This window comes from Alkalibacillus flavidus (genome assembly GCF_040545925.1).
Taxonomy (GTDB): domain Bacteria; phylum Bacillota; class Bacilli; order Bacillales; family Alkalibacillaceae; genus Alkalibacillus; species Alkalibacillus flavidus.
Genome location: NZ_JBEPMX010000011.1, coordinates 41,957 through 63,390, shown reverse-complemented (window position 1 = coordinate 63,390; position 21,434 = coordinate 41,957). Strand labels below are relative to the sequence as shown.

Here is a 21,434-nt window from a genome sequence, read left to right as displayed (position 1 = left end):
GCCGATAATGGTTTAATACTTGCTTATAGATATATAGTTTATCATGTTTTGATGAACTTGTATATCCTTTGTATAAAAGTTTGATATCGCATTTGCCTAAGTCGCAAATGTTGTTATATATGCTTGTGAAACAATGTGGATCAAGCAAGTTCGGCATGCCTTAATGTCGGATTGTTTTTTGTTTTAAATATTTGGTTGTTTGAGGGGTGAAGCAGTTGACAGGTCAACTAGTTCAATATGGTCGACACCGCCAGCGTAGAAGCTACGCGCGAATTAGCGAAGTGCAAGAATTACCGAACTTAATCGAGATTCAAACCGCTTCGTATCAATGGTTTTTAGATGAAGGGTTAAAAGAAATGTTCGCTGACATTTCACCAGTAGAAGATTTTACTGGTAACCTCTCACTAGAGTTTGTGGATTACTCATTAGGTGAGCCGAAGTATTCCGTCAATGACGCTAAGGAACGTGACGTCACACACAATGCTCCGCTACGAGTGAAAGTTCGCTTACTTAACAAAGAGACAGGCGAAGTGAAAGAGCAAGAAGTCTTCATGGGTGATTTCCCATTAATGACAGACACAGGTACGTTCATTATTAATGGTGCTGAACGTGTTATTGTCTCACAACTTGTTCGTTCACCAGGGGTTTATTTCAGTGATAAGGTCGACAAAAACGGTAAAAAAGGATATACCTCAACAGTGATCCCGAGCCGTGGTGCATGGTTAGAGTATGAAACCGATGCAAAAGACGTCGTGCATGTCCGCATTGACCGTACTCGTAAGCTACCGATCACCGTATTATTGCGTGCGTTAGGATTTAGTTCTGATGAAGAAATTATTAATTTATTAGGTGATAATGAATTCGTTCGTAATACGTTAGAAAAAGATAATACTGAAGATAGTGAAAAAGCGTTAATTGAGATTTATGAACGGTTGCGCCCAGGTGAGCCACCAACAGCAGAAAACGCGAAAAGCTTGCTTTATTCCCGCTTTTTCGACCCGAAACGTTATGATTCAGCCCGCGTCGGTCGTTACAAAATGAATAAAAAGCTACACATCAAAGATCGTTTATTCAATCAAACGTTAGCTGAAACAATTGCAGATGAAGAAACAGGTGAAGTCATTGCTCGTAAAGGGGACAAATTAAACCGTCGCCTTCTTGACCAACTCATTCCATATCTTGAGAAAGAAGAGGACGCAGTTGGCGAGCAAATTCTAGAACCACAAGATGGTGTTTTAGAAGATCCTGTTAAAATCCAATCTGTTAAAATTGTTGACCCGACAGACCCAGATGGTGAGAAAACGTTAAACGTTATTAGTAACGGTAATGTTGATGAAGAATTAAAACACATCACATATGCCGATATTATTGCGTCTATCAGTTATTTCTTCAACCTACTACACAATGTCGGTAAAACGGACGACATTGACCACCTAGGTAACCGTCGTCTACGTTCTGTAGGTGAATTGTTACAAAACCAATTCCGTATTGGTTTATCTCGTATGGAACGTGTCATTCGTGAGCGTATGTCTATTCAAGATACTGAATCGATCACGCCACAACAATTAATTAATATTCGACCAGTCATTGCTTCTATTAAAGAATTCTTTGGTAGTTCGCAGTTATCACAGTTTATGTATCAAACGAACCCATTAGCTGAATTAACACACAAGCGTCGTTTATCAGCATTAGGGCCAGGCGGTTTAACACGTGAACGTGCTGGTATGGAAGTTCGTGACGTACACTATTCGCACTACGGTCGTATGTGTCCGATTGAAACGCCAGAAGGACCGAACATCGGTTTAATTAACTCACTTTCATCTTATGCGAAAGTGAATCCATTTGGTTTTATCGAAACACCATACCGTCGTGTTGACCCTAAGACAGGTAAAGTAACAGAGTTTACAGACTACCTGACTGCAGATGAAGAAGACAACTACATCGTGGCTCAGGCGAACGCAAGCCTTAATGAAGATGGAACGTTTGCTGACGAAGAAGTTATCGCACGTTTCCGTGGTGAAAACATCGTCGTTAAACGTGAACAAATTGACTACATGGACGTATCACCGAAGCAGGTTGTATCAGCTGCGACAGCATGTATCCCATTCTTAGAAAACGACGACTCCAACCGTGCCTTGATGGGTGCGAACATGCAGCGTCAGGCAGTACCTTTGATTGAACCAGAATCGCCAACAGTCGGTACAGGTATGGAATACGTATCTGGTAAAGACTCTGGTGCAGCGATTGTTTGCCAACACGAAGGTATTGTTGAAAAGGTCGAGGCGAAAGAAGTTCACGTCCGTCGTGTTGAAACGGTTGATGGTAAACAAGTGAAAGGCGACCTTGATCGCTATCGCTTCCAAAAATACATCCGTTCTAACCAAGGGTCTTGCTATAACCAACGTCCGATTGTTTCAAAAGGCGATCACTTACAAAAAGGTGAAATCATCGCAGACGGTCCATCAATGGATCGCGGTGAGCTAGCACTTGGACGTAACGCACTAGTAGCCTTCATGACATGGGACGGTTATAACTACGAGGACGCTGTTATCATGAGTGATCGTCTCGTAAAAGATGATGTGTTCACATCGATTCATATTGAAGAGTTCGAATCTGAAGCGCGTGATACGAAACTAGGTCCTGAAGAAATCACACGTGATATTCCGAACGTCGGTGAAGACGCGTTGAAGGATTTAGACGAAAGCGGCATTATCCGCGTCGGTGCAGAAGTGACTGATGGCGATATTTTAGTTGGTAAAGTCACACCAAAAGGTATGACTGAGCTATCCTCTGAAGAGCGCTTACTACACGCGATTTTCGGTGAAAAAGCACGTGAAGTTCGTGACACGTCATTACGCGTCCCACATGGTGGTGGCGGTATTGTACACGATGTGAAAGTATTTAATCGTGTCGATGGCGATGAACTGTCACCTGGTGTCAATAAACTCGTCCGCGTTTATATCGTTCAGAAGCGTCGAATTTCTGAAGGTGACAAGATGGCCGGACGTCACGGTAACAAAGGTGTTATTTCCCGTATTTTACCGGAAGAAGATATGCCTTTCTTACCTGATGGTACGCCAGTTGATGTCATGCTTAACCCACTCGGTGTTCCGTCACGTATGAACATTGGACAGGTGTTAGAATTACACCTCGGCATGGCTGCTCGCGAGTTAAACATTAACGTCGCATCACCAGTCTTTGACGGCGCGAATGAAGAAGATGTTTGGGAAACAGTTGAAGAAGCTGGTCTCGCTCGTGATGGTAAGACGATTCTATATGACGGTCGTACAGGTGACGCATTTGATAACCGTGTATCTGTTGGTGTCATGTATATGATCAAACTAGAGCACATGGTTGATGATAAGTTACACGCTCGTTCAACAGGACCTTACTCACTCGTGACACAACAACCGCTTGGTGGTAAAGCACAATTCGGTGGTCAGCGTTTTGGTGAGATGGAGGTTTGGGCACTTGAAGCCTACGGTGCAGCCTACACCTTACAAGAGCTACTAACCGTCAAGTCAGACGACGTTGTTGGACGTGTGAAAACGTACGAAGCGATTGTTAAAGGTGAAAACTTGCCAGAGCCAGGTGTTCCTGAATCGTTCCGCGTACTCATCAAAGAATTACAAAGTCTTGGTATGGACGTTAAGATGTTGACCGATGATGAAACGGAAATCGATATGCGTGATTTAGAAGACGATGACCCAGATCAGCTTAACGTTAATATCGAACGTCATGAACCAGATGAGCCGGTTGAATAATAAGTATCATAATTAATTGTTCGAAAAATAGAGGGAGGTAGTCTCCTTGATCGATGTAAATAAATTTGAGTATATGAAAATTGGTTTAGCGGCATCGGAAAAGATTCGTGCATGGTCTTACGGTGAAGTGAAAAAGCCAGAAACGATTAACTACCGTACACTAAAACCGGAAAAAGACGGTCTATTCTGTGAGCGTATTTTCGGACCAACTAAAGATTGGGAATGTCACTGCGGTAAATATAAACGTGTGCGTTACAAAGGTATTGTTTGTGATCGTTGCGGTGTTGAAGTAACGAAAGCAACTGTACGCCGTGAGCGCATGGGGCACCTTGAACTAGCTGCCCCTGTCTCTCACATTTGGTATTTCAAAGGTATTCCAAGTCGTATGGGATTAGTTCTCGACTTATCTCCACGCGCATTAGAAGAAGTGATTTATTTCGCTTCGTACATTGTGACTGAACCAGGCGATACTCCGCTTGAAAAGAAACAGTTACTCTCTGAAAAGGAATACCGCGCTTATTACGATAAGTACGGTAAGTCTTTCCAAGCACATATGGGTGCAGAAGCTATCCGTAAATTACTTCATTCTGTTGATTTAGAATCTGAAGTAGAAGAGCTAAAAGAAGAGTTAAAAACAGCTCAAGGTCAACGTCGTACACGTGCGATTAAACGATTAGAAGTCCTTGAATCATTCCGTAACTCTGGTAATGATCCAGCGTGGATGGTTTTAGACGTACTTCCGATCATTCCACCTGAGCTACGTCCTATGGTGCAATTAGATGGTGGTCGTTTTGCGACATCTGACTTAAACGACTTATACCGTCGTGTCATTAACCGTAACAATCGACTTAAGCGTTTATTAGACTTAGGTGCACCAACGATTATCGTGCAAAACGAAAAGCGTATGCTTCAAGAATCCGTTGACGCGTTAATCGATAATGGTCGTCGTGGCCGTCCAGTTACTGGACCAGGAAATCGTCCACTTAAATCACTTTCACACATGCTGAAAGGTAAGCAAGGTCGTTTCCGTCAAAACTTACTCGGTAAACGTGTTGACTATTCAGGTCGTTCCGTTATCGTTGTTGGACCAAGCTTGAAAATGTATCAGTGTGGTCTACCAAAAGAAATGGCGATCGAATTGTTTAAGCCGTTTGTTATGCGTGAATTAGTTGATCGTGGCTTAGCTCATAACATTAAATCAGCTAAACGTAATATTGAACGTCTCCGCCCAGAAATCTGGGATGTACTAGAAGACGTTATTAAAGAACACCCTGTTATGTTAAACCGTGCACCGACGTTACACCGTTTAGGTATCCAGTCGTTCGAGCCGGTACTAGTTGAAGGTCGTGCGATTCGCTTGCACCCGCTTGCATGTACAGCATATAACGCTGACTTCGACGGTGACCAAATGGCGGTTCACGTTCCGTTATCGCAAGAAGCGCAGGCTGAAGCACGCGTATTAATGCTCGCTGCACAAAACATCCTTAACCCGAAAGATGGTAAGCCAGTTGTTACGCCATCACAGGACATGGTTTTAGGAAACTATTACCTCACATTAGAGCGTGAAGGCGCCTTAAATGAAGGTAAAGTATTCTCAACACCAGCTGAAGCATTATCAGCTTACGATAACGGTTATGTTCACTTGCACAGCCGTATTGGCATTCAAGCAAGTTCATTGAACAAACCGCAATTTAGCGAAGAACAAAACCGAAAAATCTTACTTACGACAGTTGGTAAGTTGATCTTTAATGAGATTTTACCGGATTCATTCCCATATATGAATGAGCCGACTGCATCGAACTTAGAGGTTGAAACACCTGATAAATACTTTGTTGACGCAACTGAAAATGTGGCAGAAGTGTTTGAATCACGTGATCTCGTTGAGCCGTTCAAGAAAGGTATTTTAGGTGACATCATCGCTGAAGTCTTTAAGTACTACAAGCTTTCGGAAACATCGAAAATGCTTGACCGTATGAAAGACTTAGGTTTTGAGTATTCAACGAAAGCAGGTATTACAATTGGTGTATCTGACATTGTTGTATTAGATGAAAAACCTGAAATTATTGATGATGCTCAATCGAAGGTTGATAAAGTATCAAAACAATTCCGTCGTGGTCTGATTACAGAAAACGAACGTTATGACCGTGTCGTATCGGTTTGGACGGAAGCAAAAGACGATATCCAAAACCGCCTTATGGGCGCGCTTGGTAGCTTGAACCCAATCTTTATGATGAGTGATTCAGGTGCACGTGGTAACGCGTCAAACTTCACACAGTTAGCTGGTATGCGTGGTCTGATGGCTAACCCATCTGGTAAGATTATTGAACTACCGATCAAATCAAGCTTCCGTGAAGGTTTAACGGTATTAGAGTACTTCATTTCAACTCACGGTGCTCGTAAAGGTCTAGCCGATACCGCACTTAAGACAGCGGACTCAGGTTACCTCACTCGTCGTCTCGTTGACGTTGCTCAAGACGTTATCATCCGTGAAGACGATTGTGGTACAGACCGAGGTATGACAGTTAGCACATTAAGCGAAGGTAACGAAACGATTGTACCGTTGTATGACCGCTTAGTCGGACGTACAGCATTCCGATCGGTTAAACACCCTGAAACAGATGAATTGCTAGTTAATCGCAATGGACTCATCACAGAAGATATCGCTAAAGAAATCATTGAGGCTGGCGTGGAAGAAGTCGTGATTCGCTCTGTCTTCACATGTAACACACCACACGGCGCTTGTAAGAAGTGTTATGGACGTAACATGGCAACAGGTGAACAAGTGGATGTCGGTGAAGCAGTCGGAATCGTTGCAGCGCAATCTATCGGTGAACCTGGTACACAGTTAACAATGCGTACCTTCCACACAGGTGGTGTTGCAGGTGATGACATCACACAAGGTTTACCGCGTATCCAAGAAGTATTCGAAGCGCGTAATCCTAAAGGTCAAGCGGCTATTAGTGAGATCCACGGAACAGTTAAAGAAATCAATGAATTTAAAGATAAGAAAGAAGTCGTCGTTCAAGGCCAGATTGAACAGCGTACGTATAAAGCCATGTACAATGCGCGTATGAAAGTTGAAGAAGGCGACACAGTTGAACCAGGTCAACCGCTCGTTGAAGGTTCAATCGACCCGAAAGAACTAATTGAAGTTCAAGGCTTGCAAGGTGTTCAAGAGTACTTACTTAAAGAAGTACAAAAAGTATACCGTATGCAAGGTGTTGAAATCAGTGACAAACACGTCGAGGTAATGGTTCGTCAAATGTTACGTAAAGTTCGCATTATTGAAGGTGGCGACACTGACTTGCTACCAGGTTCATTAATGGAATTCCAACAGTTCAAAGAAGCGAACCACGACGTCCTCGTAAAAGGTGGTCAACCGGCTGTTGCTCGACCAATCATCTTAGGTATTACGAAAGCGTCACTTGAAACAGAATCGTTCTTATCAGCAGCATCATTCCAGGAGACAACTCGTGTCCTAACTGATGCAGCGATCAAAGGTAAGTACGACGAGCTAATGGGTCTCAAAGAAAACGTCATTATCGGTAAACTTGTGCCAGCTGGTACTGGTCTAGACCGTTATCGCAACCTTAAACACGTTAACAATGACCCAGAAGCTAATGTAGAAGAAGTCGAAGAAATTCAAGCAGAAGAAATCACAACAGAATCTTAAGAATTTAAAGGATTTTGAGCATCGTCGCCATTTGGGGCGGTGCTCAAATTATCCATATTGACAATTAACAGGTTGAAAGCATCTTGATCTCAACATCACAATGTTTTTTCTACATTTTTCGTTGACACATTACTCATGCAGTGATAATATATCAAAGGTGCTTCATTTAACCTTGTTACTTTGGAGGATGAAAAGTTGTCTTATGAAAAAGTAGCCAAGGCACAAAAACGTTTAAAAATTGGAGCAAAACAAGTGCAAAAAGCCATTAAACATGGTGAAGCACTAGAGGTCGTGATTGCATCTGATGCAGATCGACACGTAACTGATAAAATTGTGAATGTTGCAAATGACTATCAAATTCCCGTACTTGAAGTTGATTCGATGAAAGAATTAGGTCAAGCAAGCGGTATTGATGTAAGTGCAGCAACTGTGGCAATTATTGAGTAACTTTATATGCTGATGCATGTAAGTTTCTTTTTTGCCTTTTTATGAACCACCTGGATGTGTGGAATTACAAAGAGATCGAAGGGAGGAAACAAAATGCCTACTATTAACCAATTAGTACGTAAAGGACGTAAGACAAAACGAGCAGGTTCTGACGCGCCAGCGTTAAACAAAGGTTTTGACTCTCAAAAGAACCGTCAAACTCATAACCCTGCACCTCAAAAACGTGGTGTTTGTACACGTGTTGCGACGATGACACCAAAGAAACCAAACTCATCACTTCGTAAATATGCACGTGTTCGTTTATCTAACCAAATTGAGGTAACTGCTTATATTCCTGGTATCGGCCACAACCTACAAGAGCACAGCGTTGTTCTTATCCGTGGTGGACGTGTTAAGGACTTACCAGGTGTACGTTATCACATCGTTCGTGGTGCATTAGACACTGCAGGTGTTGAAGGCCGTAAACAAGGTCGTTCTAAGTATGGTACTAAGCGCCCTAAAGCTAAAAAATAAAACGTATAACCAATGAAAAGAAGGGAGGATAACTTATGTCACGTAAAGGTGCAGTAGCAAAAAGAGATGTAATCCCAGATCCGATTCACGACTCTAAGTTAGTGACTCGTTTAATCAATCAAATCATGGTTGATGGTAAAAAAGGTACAGCTCAAAAGATTTTATATGCTGCGTTCGATTTAGTAGAAGAACGTAGTGGTCAAAAACCAATGGATGTATTCGAAGAGGCAATGAAAAACGTTATGCCGGTACTAGAGGTGCGCGCTCGACGCGTTGGTGGTTCCAACTATCAAGTACCTGTCGAAGTACGTGCTGAACGTCGTCAAGCGCTAGGCCTTCGTTTCATCGTTAACTATGCACGCCTACGCGGTGAAAAAACGATGGAAGAACGTCTTGCGAATGAAATCCTAGACGCATCAAACAATACTGGTGCTTCGGTTAGACGCCGTGAAGAAATGCACAAGATGGCAGAAGCGAACAAAGCATTCGCTCACTATCGTTGGTAATCAATCTAACTTAAATCCAATTACAGGAAGGAGACATTATTATGCCAAGAGAGTTCTCCTTAGACAAGTATCGTAACATTGGAATTATGGCACACATCGATGCTGGTAAAACAACAGCTACTGAACGTATCTTGTATTACACAGGACGTATTCATAAGCTGGGAGAGACTCACGAAGGTGCTTCTCAAATGGACTGGATGACCCAGGAACAAGATCGTGGTATCACGATTACGTCTGCGGCAACAACAGCCCAATGGAATGACCATCGTATTAATATTATCGACACTCCAGGACACGTGGACTTCACAGTAGAAGTTGAACGTTCATTACGTGTTCTTGACGGTTCAGTCGCTTTACTAGACGCTCAGTCTGGTGTTGAACCACAAACGGAGACTGTTTGGCGACAAGCGACTACTTACGGAGTTCCACGTGTTGTATTCATCAACAAAATGGACAAAGTAGGTGCGGACTACTTATACTCTGTAGGTACGCTTAAAGAACGTTTAGGTGCAAACGCACACCCTATCCAGCTACCAATCGGTGCTGAAGATAACTTCGAAGGAATTATCGACCTAGTCACAATGCAAGCGTATTTCTATGAAGATGACTTAGGAACACGCGCTTATGCGACAGATATTCCAGATGAGTATAAAGATCAAGCAGATGAGTATCGCGCTTCATTAGTTGAAGCCGTTGCTGAATTAGATGAAGATCTAATGATGAAATATCTAGAAGGTGAAGATTTCACAACGGAAGAGCTAAAAAGCGCTATCCGTCAGGGGACTTGTGATGTTGAATTCTACCCAGTACTTGTAGGTTCAGCCTTCAAGAACAAAGGTGTTCAACTACTACTAGACGCTGTTATTGATTATCTACCTTCACCACTAGACGTACCAGCAATTGAAGGTTTCAAACCAGATACTGAAGAAGAAGTTGTTCGTAAGTCTGATGACAACGAGCCATTCTCTGCACTAGCATTCAAGGTTATGACAGACCCTTACGTTGGTAAGTTGACGTTCTTCCGTGTTTATTCAGGAACACTTAAGAGTGGTTCTTACGTTAAGAACGCTACGAAAGACAAACGTGAGCGTGTAGGTCGTATTCTACAAATGCACGCGAACCACCGTGAAGAGGTACCAGAAGTATACGCTGGTGATATCGCAGGCGGTGTCGGTTTGAAAGATACAGCGACAGGGGATACACTAAGTGACGAGAAAAACTTAGTTATCCTTGAATCAATGGAATTCCCTGATCCAGTAATTGCTGTAGCAATCGAACCGAAATCAAAAGCTGACCAAGACAAAATGGGTGTTGCTTTAGCTAAACTAGCAGAAGAAGATCCAACATTCCAAACAGAAACGAACGAAGAGACAGGTCAAACGATCATCCACGGTATGGGTGAACTTCACCTAGACGTTATCGTTGACCGCTTAAAACTTGAATTCAAAGTAGAAGCAAATATCGGTTCGCCACAAGTTGCTTACCGTGAAACATTCCGTGCTTCTGCAGAAGTTGAAGGTAAGTTCGTACGTCAGTCTGGTGGTCGTGGACAATATGGTCACGTTTGGGTTAAGTTCGAACCAAATGAAGAAGGTGGCGGTTATGAATTCCACGATAAAATCGTTGGTGGTGTTGTTCCTAAGGAATACATTCCATCAGTTGATCAAGGAATTCAAGAAACAATGGAAAACGGTGTTTTAGCTGGTTATCCATTAATTGATGTAAAAGCAACACTATTCGATGGTTCTTACCACGATGTTGACTCGAACGAAACAGCGTTCAAAGTTGCAGCATCAATGGCTCTTAAAGAAGCTAAAAAACAATGTCAGCCTGTTCTTCTTGAACCAATGATGAAAGTAGAAATCGTTGTTCCTGAAGAATACATGGGCGATATTATGGGTGATGTGACATCTCGTCGTGGCCGTGTCGAAGGCATGGGTACACGTGGACCGGCATCTGTAGTTGATGCATTCGTTCCACTTTCAGAGATGTTCGGTTATGCAACGTCACTACGTTCAAACACGCAAGGTCGTGGAACGTACACAATGCACTTCAGCCACTATGAAGAAGTACCAAAATCAATTTCTGAGGAAATTATTAAGAAAAATGGTGGACAATAATTGATTTTTATTTAAAAATCTCTTATAAAAGGTATTGTAGGTTGTTATCTTTCGAGAGACACTCTCGGAAGATAACCACACAATATAAATTAATAATTAATTATTTTAAGGAGGAAATATATAATGGCAAAAGAAAAATTTGACCGCTCCAAATCCCACGTGAATATTGGGACAATTGGACACGTTGACCATGGTAAAACTACTTTAACAGCAGCAATCACGACAGTACTTAACAAACAATCTGGTTCAGGTGACGTTATGGCTTATGACCAAATCGACGGTGCTCCTGAAGAGCAAGAGCGTGGAATTACAATTTCAACAGCTCACGTTGAGTACGAAACTGCAAACCGTCACTATGCACACGTTGACTGCCCAGGTCACGCTGACTATGTTAAAAACATGATCACAGGTGCAGCACAAATGGACGGTGCGATCCTAGTTGTATCTGCAGCTGACGGCCCAATGCCACAAACTCGTGAGCACATCCTACTTTCTCGTCAGGTTGGTGTACCAGCAATTGTTGTATTCCTTAACAAGTGCGACATGGTAGACGACGAAGAACTACTAGAACTAGTTGAAATGGAAGTACGTGACCTACTAGGCGAATATGACTTCCCTGGTGATGACATTCCAGTAATCAAAGGTTCAGCACTAATGGCAATCGAAGGTGAAGAGCAGTACGAAAATGCTATCATCGAACTAATGGAAGCTGTAGACAGCTACATTCCAGACCCAGACCGTGACACTGACAAGCCATTCATGATGCCAGTTGAGGACGTATTCTCAATCACTGGCCGTGGTACAGTTGCAACAGGTCGTGTTGAGCGTGGTCAAGTATCTGTTGGTGACGATGTTGAGATCATCGGTATGGCAGAAGAATCTCGCAAGACAACAGTAACTGGTGTTGAAATGTTCCGTAAGCTTCTAGACTACGCTGAAGCTGGTGACAACATTGGTGCACTACTACGTGGTGTTAGCCGTGAAGATATCAGCCGTGGCCAAGTACTAGCTAAGCCTGGTTCAATCACACCACACACTAACTTCAAAGCAGAAGTTTACGTACTATCAAAAGACGAAGGTGGTCGTCACACACCATTCTTCTCTAACTACCGCCCACAGTTCTACTTCCGTACAACGGACGTAACTGGCGTTATCCAACTACCAGAAGGCGTAGAAATGGTTATGCCTGGCGACAACGTTGAAATGGACGTTGAACTTATTTCACCAATCGCGATTGAAGAAGGTACTAAATTCTCAATCCGTGAAGGTGGCCGTACAGTAGGTGCGGGCGTTGTTTCTACTATCGTTAAGTAATAACAGCGTAACGATTATATATTAATGAAAACTACCGGGTGCGCCCGGTAGTTTTTTAATGGGCTCTACAATAATTGTTAGGGTAGAGATACAATTTAGGGTGAGGTTAATGATCTTTAAGTCAATCATTTAATGATCAACAAGATAACGCTGCAATGCAATTATTCTGAATATTACTCTATACCTTGAAATCACCTGCTGTGCTTTGTATAATGATTTGAGTGGCTGTGACGTGAAAAAAGTTATATAAATCCTTGAAATAGTAAAGAGATTTTACTATAATTAATAATGTTGCAGTCAAACAAGGCGATGAAGTGGAAGGTTGCCGACACACCCGGCCCCTTTGCCATGGCAAGGTGTGGGGAGAATTTCCACGGAGAATGTCTGTTGAAAAGATAGGCGACAAAGGAGGGAAAGTAATGGCAAACGAAAAGATTCGTATCAGATTAAAAGCGTATGATCACAAGATTTTAGATCAGTCAGCTGAGAAAATCGTAGACACGGCAAAGCGTGCTGGAGCAGAGGTTTCCGGTCCGATCCCATTGCCGACAGAACGCTCTGTTTACACAATCTTACGTGGTACACATAAGTATAAAGACGCTCGTGAGCAATTCGAAATGCGTACACACAAACGTTTGATTGATATTCTGAGCCCAACACCACAAACAGTGGATTCATTAATGCGTTTAGATTTACCATCTGGCGTAGATATTGAAATTAAACTATAAATTTTCTAGGAGGTGTAACGGATGACGCAAGGAATCTTAGGACGTAAGATCGGTATGACGCAAGTTTTCTCTGAAAACGGTGAACAGCTACCGGTAACAGTCGTTCAAGCTGAAGGTAACACGGTTCTTCAGAAGAAAACCGTTGAAAACGATGGTTATGAAGCGATTCAAGTTGGTTTCGCTAATGAAAAACCTAATCGTGTGAACAAAGCGGAAAAAGGTCATGCTGAGAAAGCAGAAGCTGAACCTAAGCGCTTCGTTAGTGAAATCCGTGACGTTAATCTTGACGATTATGAAGTTGGTCAAGTATTAAACGTTAACATGTTTGAAGCTGGACAAATGGTTGATGTCACAGGTACTTCAAAAGGTAAAGGTTTCCAAGGTGCAATCAAGCGCCATAATCAAGGTCGTGGACCAGAAACACACGGTTCTCATTTCCACCGTTCACCAGGTTCAATTGGTGTAATGGATACAGGACGTGTATTCAAAGGAATGAAAGGCCCTGGACAAATGGGTGGCGACACAGTCACAATCCAAAACCTAGAAGTGGTTAAGGTTGACGCTGAAAACAACTTAATCCTCATTAAAGGTAACGTCCCAGGCGCGAAAAAGTCTTACGTAAAAATTTCAAGTGCGGTTAAGGCGTAACAATAACTAACGAAGGGAGGAAATGTCATGCCTAAAGTAGCACTATATAACCAAGCGGGTTCTCAAGTAGGCGATGCTGAACTTGTAGAAAGCGTATTTGGTATTGAGCCGAATGAAGTCGTATTACATGACGCAGTCGTGATGCAACAAGCAAACATGCGTCAAGGTACTCATAAAGTAAAAGGTCGTTCAGAAGTGAGTGGCGGTGGCCGTAAGCCGTGGCGCCAAAAAGGAACTGGCCGTGCACGTCATGGTTCAATCCGTTCTCCACAATGGGTAGGTGGCGGAACTGCATTTGGTCCAACACCACGCAGTTATAGCTACAAGCTACCAAAGAAAGTACGTCGTTTAGCACTTTTATCTGCATTAGCAACAAAAGTGAAATCAGACGATATTTATGTGTTAGATGAATTGAACATCGAAACACCGAAAACAAAAGAAGTTGTTTCGTTATTAGAAAACCTTAATGTTGAAGGTAAAGCTCTAATCGTAACAGCAAGCGAAGACGAAAACGTTGCTCGTTCTGCTAACAACCTCCAAGGAGTGGACGTGTTATCAGTAGATGAGATCAATGTTTTAGATTTAATGAAGCATGACGCGCTGCTCATTACAAAACAAGCAGCTGATCAAGCAGGGGAGGTGCTTTCATAATGAAAGAGGCAAGAGATATCATTAAGCGCCCAATCATTACAGAACACTCTGCAGATTTGATGGCTGAGAAAAAATACACATTTGAAGTATTGAAAACAGCCAACAAAACTGAAATCAAAAAAGCAGTAGAAGAAATTTTCAACGTGAAAGTTGAAAAAGTTAATACACTTAATCTAAAAGGTAAGTTTAGAAGAATGGGTCGTTACGGTGGCTATCGTCCAGACCGTAAAAAAGCGATCGTTCAGCTCACTGAAGACAGTGAAGAACTAGACTTCTTTGAAACAGTATAAAATATAACGATTAAAGGAGGGAAACAACGATGGCGATTAAAAAGTATAAACCAACCACAAACGGACGCCGCTTCATGACAACTTTAACAAATGAAGAGATCACGGCTTCCACACCGGAAAAATCCTTACTTGCACCGCTTAAAAACAAAGCAGGTCGTAACAACCAAGGAAGAATTTCCACTCGTCATCAAGGTGGTGGACATAAGCGTAAGTATCGTATCATCGATTTCAAACGTAACAAAGATGGTATACCAGGTCGCGTTGCTACAGTCGAATACGATCCGAACCGTTCAGCTAATATCGCACTGATCCATTATGCTGATGGTGAAAAACGCTACATTCTAGCACCAAGAGGTCTTAAAGTAGATCAAGAAATTCAATCAGGTGAGGACGCAGATATCAAAACAGGTAATGCGCTACCTCTAAAAAATATTCCAGTCGGTACAATCATTCATAACGTTGAGCTTAAACCAGGTCACGGTGGACAATTAGTACGTTCAGCAGGTGCACAAGCACAAGTACTTGGACGTGAAGAAAAGTATGTACTTGTTCGTTTAGCGTCTGGTGAAACACGCCGTATCCTAGGCACTTGCCGTGCGACTATCGGTCAAGTTGGTAACAACGAACATGAACTTATCAAAGTAGGTAAAGCTGGACGCAGTCGTTGGAAAGGCGTTCGCCCTACAGTACGCGGTTCTGTTATGAACCCTAGTGATCACCCACACGGTGGTGGTGAAGGACGCGCACCAATCGGTATGCCATCTCCTGTATCACCATGGGGCAAACCGACACTTGGTTACAAAACGCGTAAACGTAATAAAGACTCTGACAAATACATTGTCCGTCGTCGTAAGAAGAAATAATCGTGCTAAGCAACATGTTGCTTAAACATGAAGGGAGGCTTATTAATGGGTCGTAGTTTGAAAAAAGGACCTTTCGCAGACGATCATCTGATGAAAAAAGTCGAAAAGTTAAACGAATCAAACGATAAACAAGTTATTAAGACTTGGTCTCGTCGTTCTACCATTTTCCCACAATTCGTAGGACATACATTCGCTGTTTATGACGGTCGCAAACATGTTCCGGTTTATGTGACTGAAGATATGGTCGGTCATAAATTAGGTGAATTTGCACCAACACGTACGTTCAAAGGTCACGCTGGTGACGATAAGAAAACAAAACGCTAGATGAGAGGAGGTTTGCATGATGCAACAAGCTAAAGCTGTAGCTAAAACGGTTCGTATCGCTCCTCGTAAGGCTCGTTTAGTTATCGATTTAATTCGAGGAAAAGATGTAGGCGAAGCTATCGCAACACTTAAGCACACAAACCGTGCAGCATCACCAGACATTGAAAAAGTTCTAAACTCTGCTATCGCTAACGCAGAGCACAACTATGAATTAGATGTAGATAACTTAGTTGTTTCTGAAGCATATGTTGATGAAGGCGTTACGCTTAAACGTTTCCGCCCACGTGCGCAAGGCCGCGCGACTGCTATTAATAAGCGCACAAGCCACATCACAGTTGTGGTATCAGAAAAGAAGGAGGGATAAATAGTGGGCCAAAAAATTAACCCGAAAGGTCTTCGTGTTGGTATCATTCGCGACTGGGAGTCAAAATGGTACGCTGAACAAGAATACGCAGATCTTTTACATGAAGACATCAAAATTCGTGAATATATTTCAGAGCGCTTGAAAGACTCAAGTGTATCTCAGGTTGATATCGAACGCGCTGCTAACCGCGTCAACATTTCTGTTCACACGGCTAAGCCAGGTATGGTTATTGGTAAAGGTGGTTCAGAAGTAGAAAACCTACGTAATGAACTTAACCAATTAACTGGTAAACGTGTTCATATCAATATCGTTGAGGTTAAGAAACCTGAACTTGACGCAACATTAGTTGCTGACAATATTGCACGTCAATTAGAGAACCGTGTTTCTTTCCGTCGTGTACAAAAACAAGCTATCCAACGCGCAATGCGCTCAGGAGCTAAAGGTGTTAAAACACAAGTTTCTGGTCGTCTAGGCGGAGCGGATATGGCTCGAATCGAACAATATAGCGAAGGAACTGTACCACTTCACACACTTCGTGCAGACATCGACTATGGTACTGCAGAAGCTGACACAACTTACGGTAAGTTAGGTGTTAAAGTGTGGATCTATCGTGGAGAAGTCCTTCCAACTAAAACTGATGAATAAGGAAGGGGGATAAGCAATATGTTAATGCCTAAACGCGTAAAATATCGTAAACAGCACCGCGCAAAGCTAAACGGTAAAGCTAAAGGCGGTACAGAAGTTGCATTTGGTGAATACGGCTTACAAGCTCTTGAAGGTGAGTGGATTACAAGTCGTCAAATTGAGGCAGCTCGTATTGCAATGACTCGTTATATGAAACGTGGCGGTAAAGTCTGGATCAAGATCTTCCCAGATAAGCCAAAAACAGCGAAACCATTAGAAGTACGTATGGGTTCCGGTAAAGGTGCTCCAGAAAGCTGGGTCGCTGTCGTGAAACCAGGAAAAATTATGTTTGAAGTAGCAGGTGTAAGTGAAGAGGTTGCTCGTGAAGCACTACGTCTTGCATCTCACAAACTTCCAGTTAAAACGAAGTTCGTAAAACGTGAAGAAATTGGTGGTGATAGCAATGAAGGCTAACGAAATTAGAGAACTAACCACTGCCGAAATCGAACAAAAGATCAAATCACTTAAAGAAGAATTGTTTAACTTACGTTTCCAACTTGCTACGGGACAGTTAGAAAACACTGTACGTATCCGTGAAGTACGCAAGTCTATTGCACGTATGAAAACAGTTATTCGTGAAAGAGAAATCGGCGTTAATAATCGATAAATTGAGAGGAGGTTACCTCAATGGCTGATCGTAATTCTCGTAAAGTCTATAGTGGCCGTGTTGTTTCTGACAAAATGGACAAAACAATCACGGTATTAGTTGAAACGTATAAGTTCCACCCACTATACGGCAAGCGTGTTAAATATTCAAAGAAATTTAAAGCACATGACGAAAACAACGTAGCTAAGAAAAATGACGTAGTCCGCATTATGGAAACACGTCCATTATCATCTAGCAAACGTTTCCGTTTAGTAGATGTCGTAGAAGAAGCTGTTGTTATTTAATAAAGTTCGCTCGGAGTATTTCCGAAGGGAGGTAGCAATTGTATGATCCAAGAAGAAAGTCGTTTAAAAGTTGCTGACAACTCTGGTGCCCGCGAAGTACAAACGATCAAAGTACTAGGTGGTTCAGGACGTAAAACAGCGAACATCGGAGACGTCGTTGTCTGCACAGTAAAACAAGCAACACCAGGCGGCGTTGTTAAAAAAGGTGAAGTTGTAAGAGCTGTAATTGTACGTTCAAGAAGAGGTGTACGTCGTAAAGACGGTTCATTCATCCGTTTTGACGAAAACGCAGCAGTTATCGTACGTGACGATAAAAGCCCACGCGGAACTCGTATCTTCGGACCTGTTGCACGTGAACTACGTGAAAACAAATTTATGAAGATCGTGTCTCTAGCGCCAGAAGTTTTATAAAAGAGAAAAAAGAGCCTTGTTAAGGAGGTGCACGATTCATGCATGTAAAAAAAGGCGATAAAGTCAAAGTCATTTCCGGTAAGGATAAAGGAAAAGAAGGCACTATTTTAGAATCATTTCCTAAGAAGGAACGTGTTGTGGTAGAAGGCGTGAACTACATGAAAAAACACACGCAGCCGTCTCAAGAAAATCCACAAGGCGGAATTTTAAATCAGGAAGCACCAATTCATGTTTCTAACGTGATGCCTGTTGATCCGAACACGAACGAACCAACACGCGTTGGTCATGAAGTCCGTGACGGCAAGAAAGTTCGCATCGCTAAAAAATCTGGTGAACCTTTAGATAAATAGTTTTGTGAGGAAAGGAGGTCTACTTGATGAACGCAATTAAAAAACAGTACCAAGAAGAAATTGTACCTGGTCTAATGAATAAATTTGAATATGATTCAGTGATGCAAGCACCAAAAGTTGAAAAGATCGTGATCAACATGGGTGTTGGCGACGCTGTTCAAAACTCAAAAGCGTTAGATAACGCAGTTGAAGAATTAGAGTTAATTTCCGGTCAAAAGCCATTGGTTACGAAAGCGAAGAAATCAATTGCTGGTTTCCGCCTTCGTCAAGGTAACCCAATCGGAGCTAAAGTAACACTACGTGGTGAGCGTATGTACGAATTCCTTCAAAAGCTTATTGCTGTATCACTTCCACGTGTACGTGACTTCCGTGGTATTTCAAGCAAAGCGTTTGATGGACGCGGTAACTACACACTAGGTGTTAAAGAACAATTAATTTTCCCGGAAATTGATTACGATAAAGTGAACAAAGTACGCGGTATGGATATCGTAATTGTAACAACTGCTGATACGGACGAAGAAGCTCGTGAATTATTAACACAGTTCGGAATGCCTTTCAGACAGTAACACTCACTCAAAGGAGGGAAAATTGTGGCTAAGAAATCAATGGTCGCTAAGCAACAACGTAACCAAAAATTCAAAGTACGTGAATATACACGTTGCGAACGTTGTGGCCGCCCACATTCAGTTATTCGCAAATTTAAACTATGCCGAATTTGTTTCCGTGAATTAGCGTATGAAGGTCAAATTCCAGGCGTGAAAAAAGCTAGTTGGTAAGCCCAGAGTCGGGAAGGAGGTAATCAGAAATGGCAATGACAGATCCAATTGCAGATCTATTAACACGAATTCGTAATGCCAACATGGTCCGTCACGATCAATTAGAAGTACCGGCTTCTAATCTGAAGAAAGAAATCGTTGATATCCTTAAGCGTGAAGGTTTCATTCGTGACTACGAATTCATTGAAGATAATAAACAAGGCGTTCTACGTCTATTCCTAAAATACGGTACTGATAACGAGCGTGTTATTACAGGAATTAAGAAAATCAGTAAGCCAGGTCTACGTGTTTACGTGAAATCAGACGAGGTTCCACGCGTTCTTAACGGACTAGGTATTGCTGTTGTTTCAACTTCCAACGGTGTTTTAACGGATAAAGAAGCTCGTCAACAAGCAGTAGGCGGCGAAGTGCTAGCTTACGTTTGGTAATCATTAATGAACAGTCAGGAGGTGTAATGAATGTCACGTGTAGGTTTAAAACCAATTGAAATCCCAAGTGATGTTGAGGTTAGCGTTGATGGTAATGTCGTGACTGTTAAAGGTCCTAAAGGCGAACTATCACGCACAATTCATGGAGAAATGGACGTAACGATTGATGGTCAAGAGCTAACAGTTGTTCGCCCAAGTGAAAAACAAAAACACCGTGCGATTCATGGTACAACGCGTAGTAATATCGCGAACATGATCGAAGGTGTTCATAAAGGCTTCGAAAAAGCTTTAGAAGTACATGGTGTTGGTTACCGTGCGCAAATGCAAGGTGACAAACTTGTCGTAAACGCTGGTTACTCTCACCCAGTTGAAATCGACCCGATCGACGGTGTCGACATTGAGTGCCCATCTAATACACGTATTGTCATTAAAGGTATCGATAAAGAGAAAGTCGGTGCTGCAGCAGCAAACATTCGTTCTATTCGTACACCTGAACCTTATAAAGGTAAAGGCCTTCGTTACGAAAATGAACATGTACGCACTAAAGAAGGTAAGACTGCTAAATAATATCCGTTAAGAGACAGAAAGGAGTGACCTAGATGATTACGAAGCAAGATAAGAACGCTGCTCGTAAGAAGCGTCATACCCGTGTTCGTCGCGAATTAGTCGGAACATCTGAGCGTCCGCGCTTAAATGTTTACCGTTCAAATAAACACATCTACGCACAACTTATTGATGATTTCGCTGGTGTAACAGTTGCAAGTGCTTCAACAGTTGATAAAGAATTCAACGGTGATGCGACTGGTAACGTCGAAGCTGCGAAACAAGTTGGTGAATTAGTTGCAAAGCGTGCAACAGACAAAGGCTATCAATCCGTTGTATTCGATCGTGGTGGTTACTTATACCATGGCCGAGTAGCAGCACTAGCTGACGCTGCGCGTGAAGCAGGACTTGAATTTTAATTAAGATATAAAGGAGGGAAAAGGCATGCATACACAAATCGATCCAAGCAAGCTTGATATTGAAGAGCGTGTCGTTACGGTAAATCGTGTCGCAAAAGTTGTGAAGGGTGGTCGCCGTTTCCGCTTCACAGCACTTGTTGTTGTCGGTGACAAAAATGGTCACGTCGGTTTCGGTACTGGTAAAGCAAACGAAGTACCTGAAGCTATTCGTAAAGCGATCGAAGAAGGTAAACGTAACTTAGTACGTGTACCAATTGTTAACACAACAATTCCTCACCAAATTCACGGTCAATTTGGTTCAGGAAACATCTTACTAAAACCGGCTACTGAAGGTACAGGAGTTATCGCAGGTGGCCCAGTACGTGCGGTGTTAGAATTAGCTGGTGTTCATGACATCCTATCAAAATCACTAGGATCTAATACACCAATCAACATGGTACGTGCAACAATCCAAGGCTTAAGTGAGCTTAAGACAGCAGAGGACGTTGCGAAACTTCGTGGCAAATCTGTTGAGGAACTGAAAGGATAAGGAGGGATAAACATGGCTAACAAATTAGAAATTACCCTCACACGTAGTGTTATCGGCCGTAAGCAAGACCAGCGCGACACGGTAAAAGCACTCGGTCTTAATAAGATTAGACAATCAGTCGTTCATGATGATACAGAAGCCATTCGTGGCATGATCAACAAAGTATCCCACTTAGTTGAGGTTAAAGAAGCGTAAGTA

Annotated in this window: 27 protein-coding genes; all 27 read left to right on the top strand. The window is 42.4% G+C overall.

Annotated features, from left to right (window positions below; all coding sequences use genetic code 11):
• The first annotated feature begins 215 nt into the window (after positions 1–215).
• The 27 genes from rpoB to rpmD all read left to right on the top strand — a co-directional run bounded on the left by rpoB (position 216) and on the right by rpmD (position 21,431).
• Positions 216–3,764 carry a DNA-directed RNA polymerase subunit beta gene (rpoB, locus tag ABID56_RS10670; RefSeq protein ID WP_354221015.1) on the top strand — a complete coding sequence of 1,183 codons (3,549 nt, stop codon included), beginning with the start codon at positions 216–218 and terminating at the stop codon, positions 3,762–3,764.
• Between the two features lie 46 nt (positions 3,765–3,810).
• Positions 3,811–7,437, top strand: a complete 3,627-nt coding sequence (gene rpoC / locus ABID56_RS10665; RefSeq protein WP_354221013.1) for a DNA-directed RNA polymerase subunit beta' — start codon at positions 3,811–3,813, stop codon at positions 7,435–7,437.
• Between the two features lie 195 nt (positions 7,438–7,632).
• The gene (locus tag ABID56_RS10660; protein ID WP_354221011.1) at positions 7,633–7,884 is read left to right on the top strand and encodes a ribosomal L7Ae/L30e/S12e/Gadd45 family protein; all 252 of its coding nucleotides are present in this window, start codon (positions 7,633–7,635) and stop codon (positions 7,882–7,884) included.
• Between the two features lie 93 nt (positions 7,885–7,977).
• Positions 7,978–8,397, top strand: a complete 420-nt coding sequence (gene rpsL / locus ABID56_RS10655; RefSeq protein ID WP_354221009.1) for a 30S ribosomal protein S12 — start codon at positions 7,978–7,980, stop codon at positions 8,395–8,397.
• A 35-nt stretch (positions 8,398–8,432) separates the two neighbouring features.
• A complete protein-coding gene (gene rpsG / locus ABID56_RS10650) occupies positions 8,433–8,903 on the top strand; it encodes a 30S ribosomal protein S7 (protein WP_354221007.1) in 471 nt (156 codons plus the stop codon).
• 41 nt (positions 8,904–8,944) lie between these two features.
• Positions 8,945–11,023, top strand: a complete 2,079-nt coding sequence (gene fusA, locus ABID56_RS10645) for an elongation factor G (protein WP_354221005.1) — start codon at positions 8,945–8,947, stop codon at positions 11,021–11,023.
• A 123-nt stretch (positions 11,024–11,146) separates the two neighbouring features.
• A complete protein-coding gene (gene tuf, locus ABID56_RS10640; protein WP_354221003.1) occupies positions 11,147–12,337 on the top strand; it encodes an elongation factor Tu in 1,191 nt (396 codons plus the stop codon).
• Between the two features lie 419 nt (positions 12,338–12,756).
• Entirely contained in the window at positions 12,757–13,065 is a 309-nt protein-coding gene (rpsJ, locus tag ABID56_RS10635) for a 30S ribosomal protein S10 (protein WP_354221001.1), read from the top strand.
• 21 nt (positions 13,066–13,086) lie between these two features.
• Complete coding sequence (gene rplC / locus ABID56_RS10630) at positions 13,087–13,713, top strand: 50S ribosomal protein L3 (protein ID WP_354220999.1); 627 nt, start codon at positions 13,087–13,089, stop codon at positions 13,711–13,713.
• Between the two features lie 27 nt (positions 13,714–13,740).
• The gene (gene rplD / locus ABID56_RS10625) at positions 13,741–14,364 is read left to right on the top strand and encodes a 50S ribosomal protein L4 (protein WP_354220997.1); all 624 of its coding nucleotides are present in this window, start codon (positions 13,741–13,743) and stop codon (positions 14,362–14,364) included.
• Positions 14,364–14,654 (top strand): 50S ribosomal protein L23, encoded by a 291-nt coding sequence (rplW, locus tag ABID56_RS10620; RefSeq protein WP_354220995.1) that lies wholly within the window; start codon positions 14,364–14,366, stop codon positions 14,652–14,654. The genes rplD and rplW overlap by 1 nt, the downstream gene beginning before the upstream one ends.
• Positions 14,655–14,683: 29 nt before the next feature.
• Complete coding sequence (gene rplB / locus ABID56_RS10615; RefSeq protein WP_354220993.1) at positions 14,684–15,517, top strand: 50S ribosomal protein L2; 834 nt, start codon at positions 14,684–14,686, stop codon at positions 15,515–15,517.
• Positions 15,518–15,562: 45 nt separating this feature from the next.
• On the top strand, positions 15,563–15,841 hold the full coding sequence (gene rpsS / locus ABID56_RS10610; protein ID WP_167263337.1) for a 30S ribosomal protein S19: 279 nt from the start codon (positions 15,563–15,565) through the stop codon (positions 15,839–15,841).
• Positions 15,842–15,860: 19 nt separating this feature from the next.
• Complete coding sequence (gene rplV / locus ABID56_RS10605) at positions 15,861–16,205, top strand: 50S ribosomal protein L22 (RefSeq protein WP_354220990.1); 345 nt, start codon at positions 15,861–15,863, stop codon at positions 16,203–16,205.
• Between the two features lie 3 nt (positions 16,206–16,208).
• Positions 16,209–16,850 (top strand): 30S ribosomal protein S3, encoded by a 642-nt coding sequence (gene rpsC / locus ABID56_RS10600; protein WP_354220988.1) that lies wholly within the window; start codon positions 16,209–16,211, stop codon positions 16,848–16,850.
• 18 nt (positions 16,851–16,868) lie between these two features.
• Positions 16,869–17,303 carry a 50S ribosomal protein L16 gene (rplP, locus tag ABID56_RS10595; protein ID WP_354220986.1) on the top strand — a complete coding sequence of 145 codons (435 nt, stop codon included), beginning with the start codon at positions 16,869–16,871 and terminating at the stop codon, positions 17,301–17,303.
• Complete coding sequence (rpmC, locus tag ABID56_RS10590; protein ID WP_354220984.1) at positions 17,293–17,496, top strand: 50S ribosomal protein L29; 204 nt, start codon at positions 17,293–17,295, stop codon at positions 17,494–17,496. The genes rplP and rpmC overlap by 11 nt, the downstream gene beginning before the upstream one ends.
• 20 nt (positions 17,497–17,516) lie before the next feature.
• On the top strand, positions 17,517–17,780 hold the full coding sequence (gene rpsQ / locus ABID56_RS10585) for a 30S ribosomal protein S17 (protein ID WP_354220982.1): 264 nt from the start codon (positions 17,517–17,519) through the stop codon (positions 17,778–17,780).
• Between the two features lie 42 nt (positions 17,781–17,822).
• A complete protein-coding gene (gene rplN / locus ABID56_RS10580) occupies positions 17,823–18,191 on the top strand; it encodes a 50S ribosomal protein L14 (RefSeq protein WP_354220980.1) in 369 nt (122 codons plus the stop codon).
• A gap of 38 nt (positions 18,192–18,229) precedes the next feature.
• Positions 18,230–18,541 carry a 50S ribosomal protein L24 gene (gene rplX / locus ABID56_RS10575; RefSeq protein ID WP_354220978.1) on the top strand — a complete coding sequence of 104 codons (312 nt, stop codon included), beginning with the start codon at positions 18,230–18,232 and terminating at the stop codon, positions 18,539–18,541.
• Positions 18,542–18,567: 26 nt separating this feature from the next.
• Positions 18,568–19,107, top strand: coding sequence for a 50S ribosomal protein L5 (gene rplE, locus ABID56_RS10570; protein ID WP_354220976.1), 540 nt, complete (start codon positions 18,568–18,570; stop codon positions 19,105–19,107).
• 24 nt (positions 19,108–19,131) lie between these two features.
• The gene (locus tag ABID56_RS10565; RefSeq protein ID WP_167263356.1) at positions 19,132–19,317 is read left to right on the top strand and encodes a type Z 30S ribosomal protein S14; all 186 of its coding nucleotides are present in this window, start codon (positions 19,132–19,134) and stop codon (positions 19,315–19,317) included.
• A 29-nt stretch (positions 19,318–19,346) separates the two neighbouring features.
• Positions 19,347–19,745, top strand: coding sequence for a 30S ribosomal protein S8 (gene rpsH / locus ABID56_RS10560; RefSeq protein WP_354220974.1), 399 nt, complete (start codon positions 19,347–19,349; stop codon positions 19,743–19,745).
• A 30-nt stretch (positions 19,746–19,775) separates the two neighbouring features.
• The gene (gene rplF / locus ABID56_RS10555; RefSeq protein ID WP_354220970.1) at positions 19,776–20,312 is read left to right on the top strand and encodes a 50S ribosomal protein L6; all 537 of its coding nucleotides are present in this window, start codon (positions 19,776–19,778) and stop codon (positions 20,310–20,312) included.
• Positions 20,313–20,344: 32 nt separating this feature from the next.
• Positions 20,345–20,707, top strand: a complete 363-nt coding sequence (gene rplR, locus ABID56_RS10550) for a 50S ribosomal protein L18 (RefSeq protein ID WP_354220968.1) — start codon at positions 20,345–20,347, stop codon at positions 20,705–20,707.
• Positions 20,708–20,732: 25 nt separating this feature from the next.
• A complete protein-coding gene (gene rpsE, locus ABID56_RS10545; RefSeq protein WP_354220966.1) occupies positions 20,733–21,236 on the top strand; it encodes a 30S ribosomal protein S5 in 504 nt (167 codons plus the stop codon).
• Between the two features lie 12 nt (positions 21,237–21,248).
• Complete coding sequence (rpmD, locus tag ABID56_RS10540) at positions 21,249–21,431, top strand: 50S ribosomal protein L30 (RefSeq protein WP_167263368.1); 183 nt, start codon at positions 21,249–21,251, stop codon at positions 21,429–21,431.
• Positions 21,432–21,434: the final 3 nt, after the last annotated feature.

What these genes read in the sequence shown, in the direction of transcription:
- rpsS (WP_167263337.1), top strand. Translation starts at nt 15,563, where the DNA reads ATGGGTCGTAGTTTGAAAAAAGGACCTTTCGCAGACGATCATCTGATG.
- rpsG (WP_354221007.1), top strand. Translation starts at nt 8,433, where the DNA reads ATGTCACGTAAAGGTGCAGTAGCAAAAAGAGATGTAATCCCAGATCCG.
- rplB (WP_354220993.1), top strand. Translation starts at nt 14,684, where the DNA reads ATGGCGATTAAAAAGTATAAACCAACCACAAACGGACGCCGCTTCATG.
- rplE (WP_354220976.1), top strand. Translation starts at nt 18,568, where the DNA reads ATGAACGCAATTAAAAAACAGTACCAAGAAGAAATTGTACCTGGTCTA.
- rpsH (WP_354220974.1), top strand. Translation starts at nt 19,347, where the DNA reads ATGGCAATGACAGATCCAATTGCAGATCTATTAACACGAATTCGTAAT.
- rplN (WP_354220980.1), top strand. Translation starts at nt 17,823, where the DNA reads ATGATCCAAGAAGAAAGTCGTTTAAAAGTTGCTGACAACTCTGGTGCC.
- rpmC (WP_354220984.1), top strand. Translation starts at nt 17,293, where the DNA reads ATGAAGGCTAACGAAATTAGAGAACTAACCACTGCCGAAATCGAACAA.
- fusA (WP_354221005.1), top strand. Translation starts at nt 8,945, where the DNA reads ATGCCAAGAGAGTTCTCCTTAGACAAGTATCGTAACATTGGAATTATG.
- rplR (WP_354220968.1), top strand. Translation starts at nt 20,345, where the DNA reads ATGATTACGAAGCAAGATAAGAACGCTGCTCGTAAGAAGCGTCATACC.
- rplD (WP_354220997.1), top strand. Translation starts at nt 13,741, where the DNA reads ATGCCTAAAGTAGCACTATATAACCAAGCGGGTTCTCAAGTAGGCGAT.
- rpsE (WP_354220966.1), top strand. Translation starts at nt 20,733, where the DNA reads ATGCATACACAAATCGATCCAAGCAAGCTTGATATTGAAGAGCGTGTC.
- rpsJ (WP_354221001.1), top strand. Translation starts at nt 12,757, where the DNA reads ATGGCAAACGAAAAGATTCGTATCAGATTAAAAGCGTATGATCACAAG.
- tuf (WP_354221003.1), top strand. Translation starts at nt 11,147, where the DNA reads ATGGCAAAAGAAAAATTTGACCGCTCCAAATCCCACGTGAATATTGGG.
- rpsQ (WP_354220982.1), top strand. Translation starts at nt 17,517, where the DNA reads ATGGCTGATCGTAATTCTCGTAAAGTCTATAGTGGCCGTGTTGTTTCT.
- rplF (WP_354220970.1), top strand. Translation starts at nt 19,776, where the DNA reads ATGTCACGTGTAGGTTTAAAACCAATTGAAATCCCAAGTGATGTTGAG.
- rplC (WP_354220999.1), top strand. Translation starts at nt 13,087, where the DNA reads ATGACGCAAGGAATCTTAGGACGTAAGATCGGTATGACGCAAGTTTTC.
- rplV (WP_354220990.1), top strand. Translation starts at nt 15,861, where the DNA reads ATGCAACAAGCTAAAGCTGTAGCTAAAACGGTTCGTATCGCTCCTCGT.
- rpsL (WP_354221009.1), top strand. Translation starts at nt 7,978, where the DNA reads ATGCCTACTATTAACCAATTAGTACGTAAAGGACGTAAGACAAAACGA.
- rplX (WP_354220978.1), top strand. Translation starts at nt 18,230, where the DNA reads ATGCATGTAAAAAAAGGCGATAAAGTCAAAGTCATTTCCGGTAAGGAT.
- rplW (WP_354220995.1), top strand. Translation starts at nt 14,364, where the DNA reads ATGAAAGAGGCAAGAGATATCATTAAGCGCCCAATCATTACAGAACAC.
- rpmD (WP_167263368.1), top strand. Translation starts at nt 21,249, where the DNA reads ATGGCTAACAAATTAGAAATTACCCTCACACGTAGTGTTATCGGCCGT.
- rplP (WP_354220986.1), top strand. Translation starts at nt 16,869, where the DNA reads ATGTTAATGCCTAAACGCGTAAAATATCGTAAACAGCACCGCGCAAAG.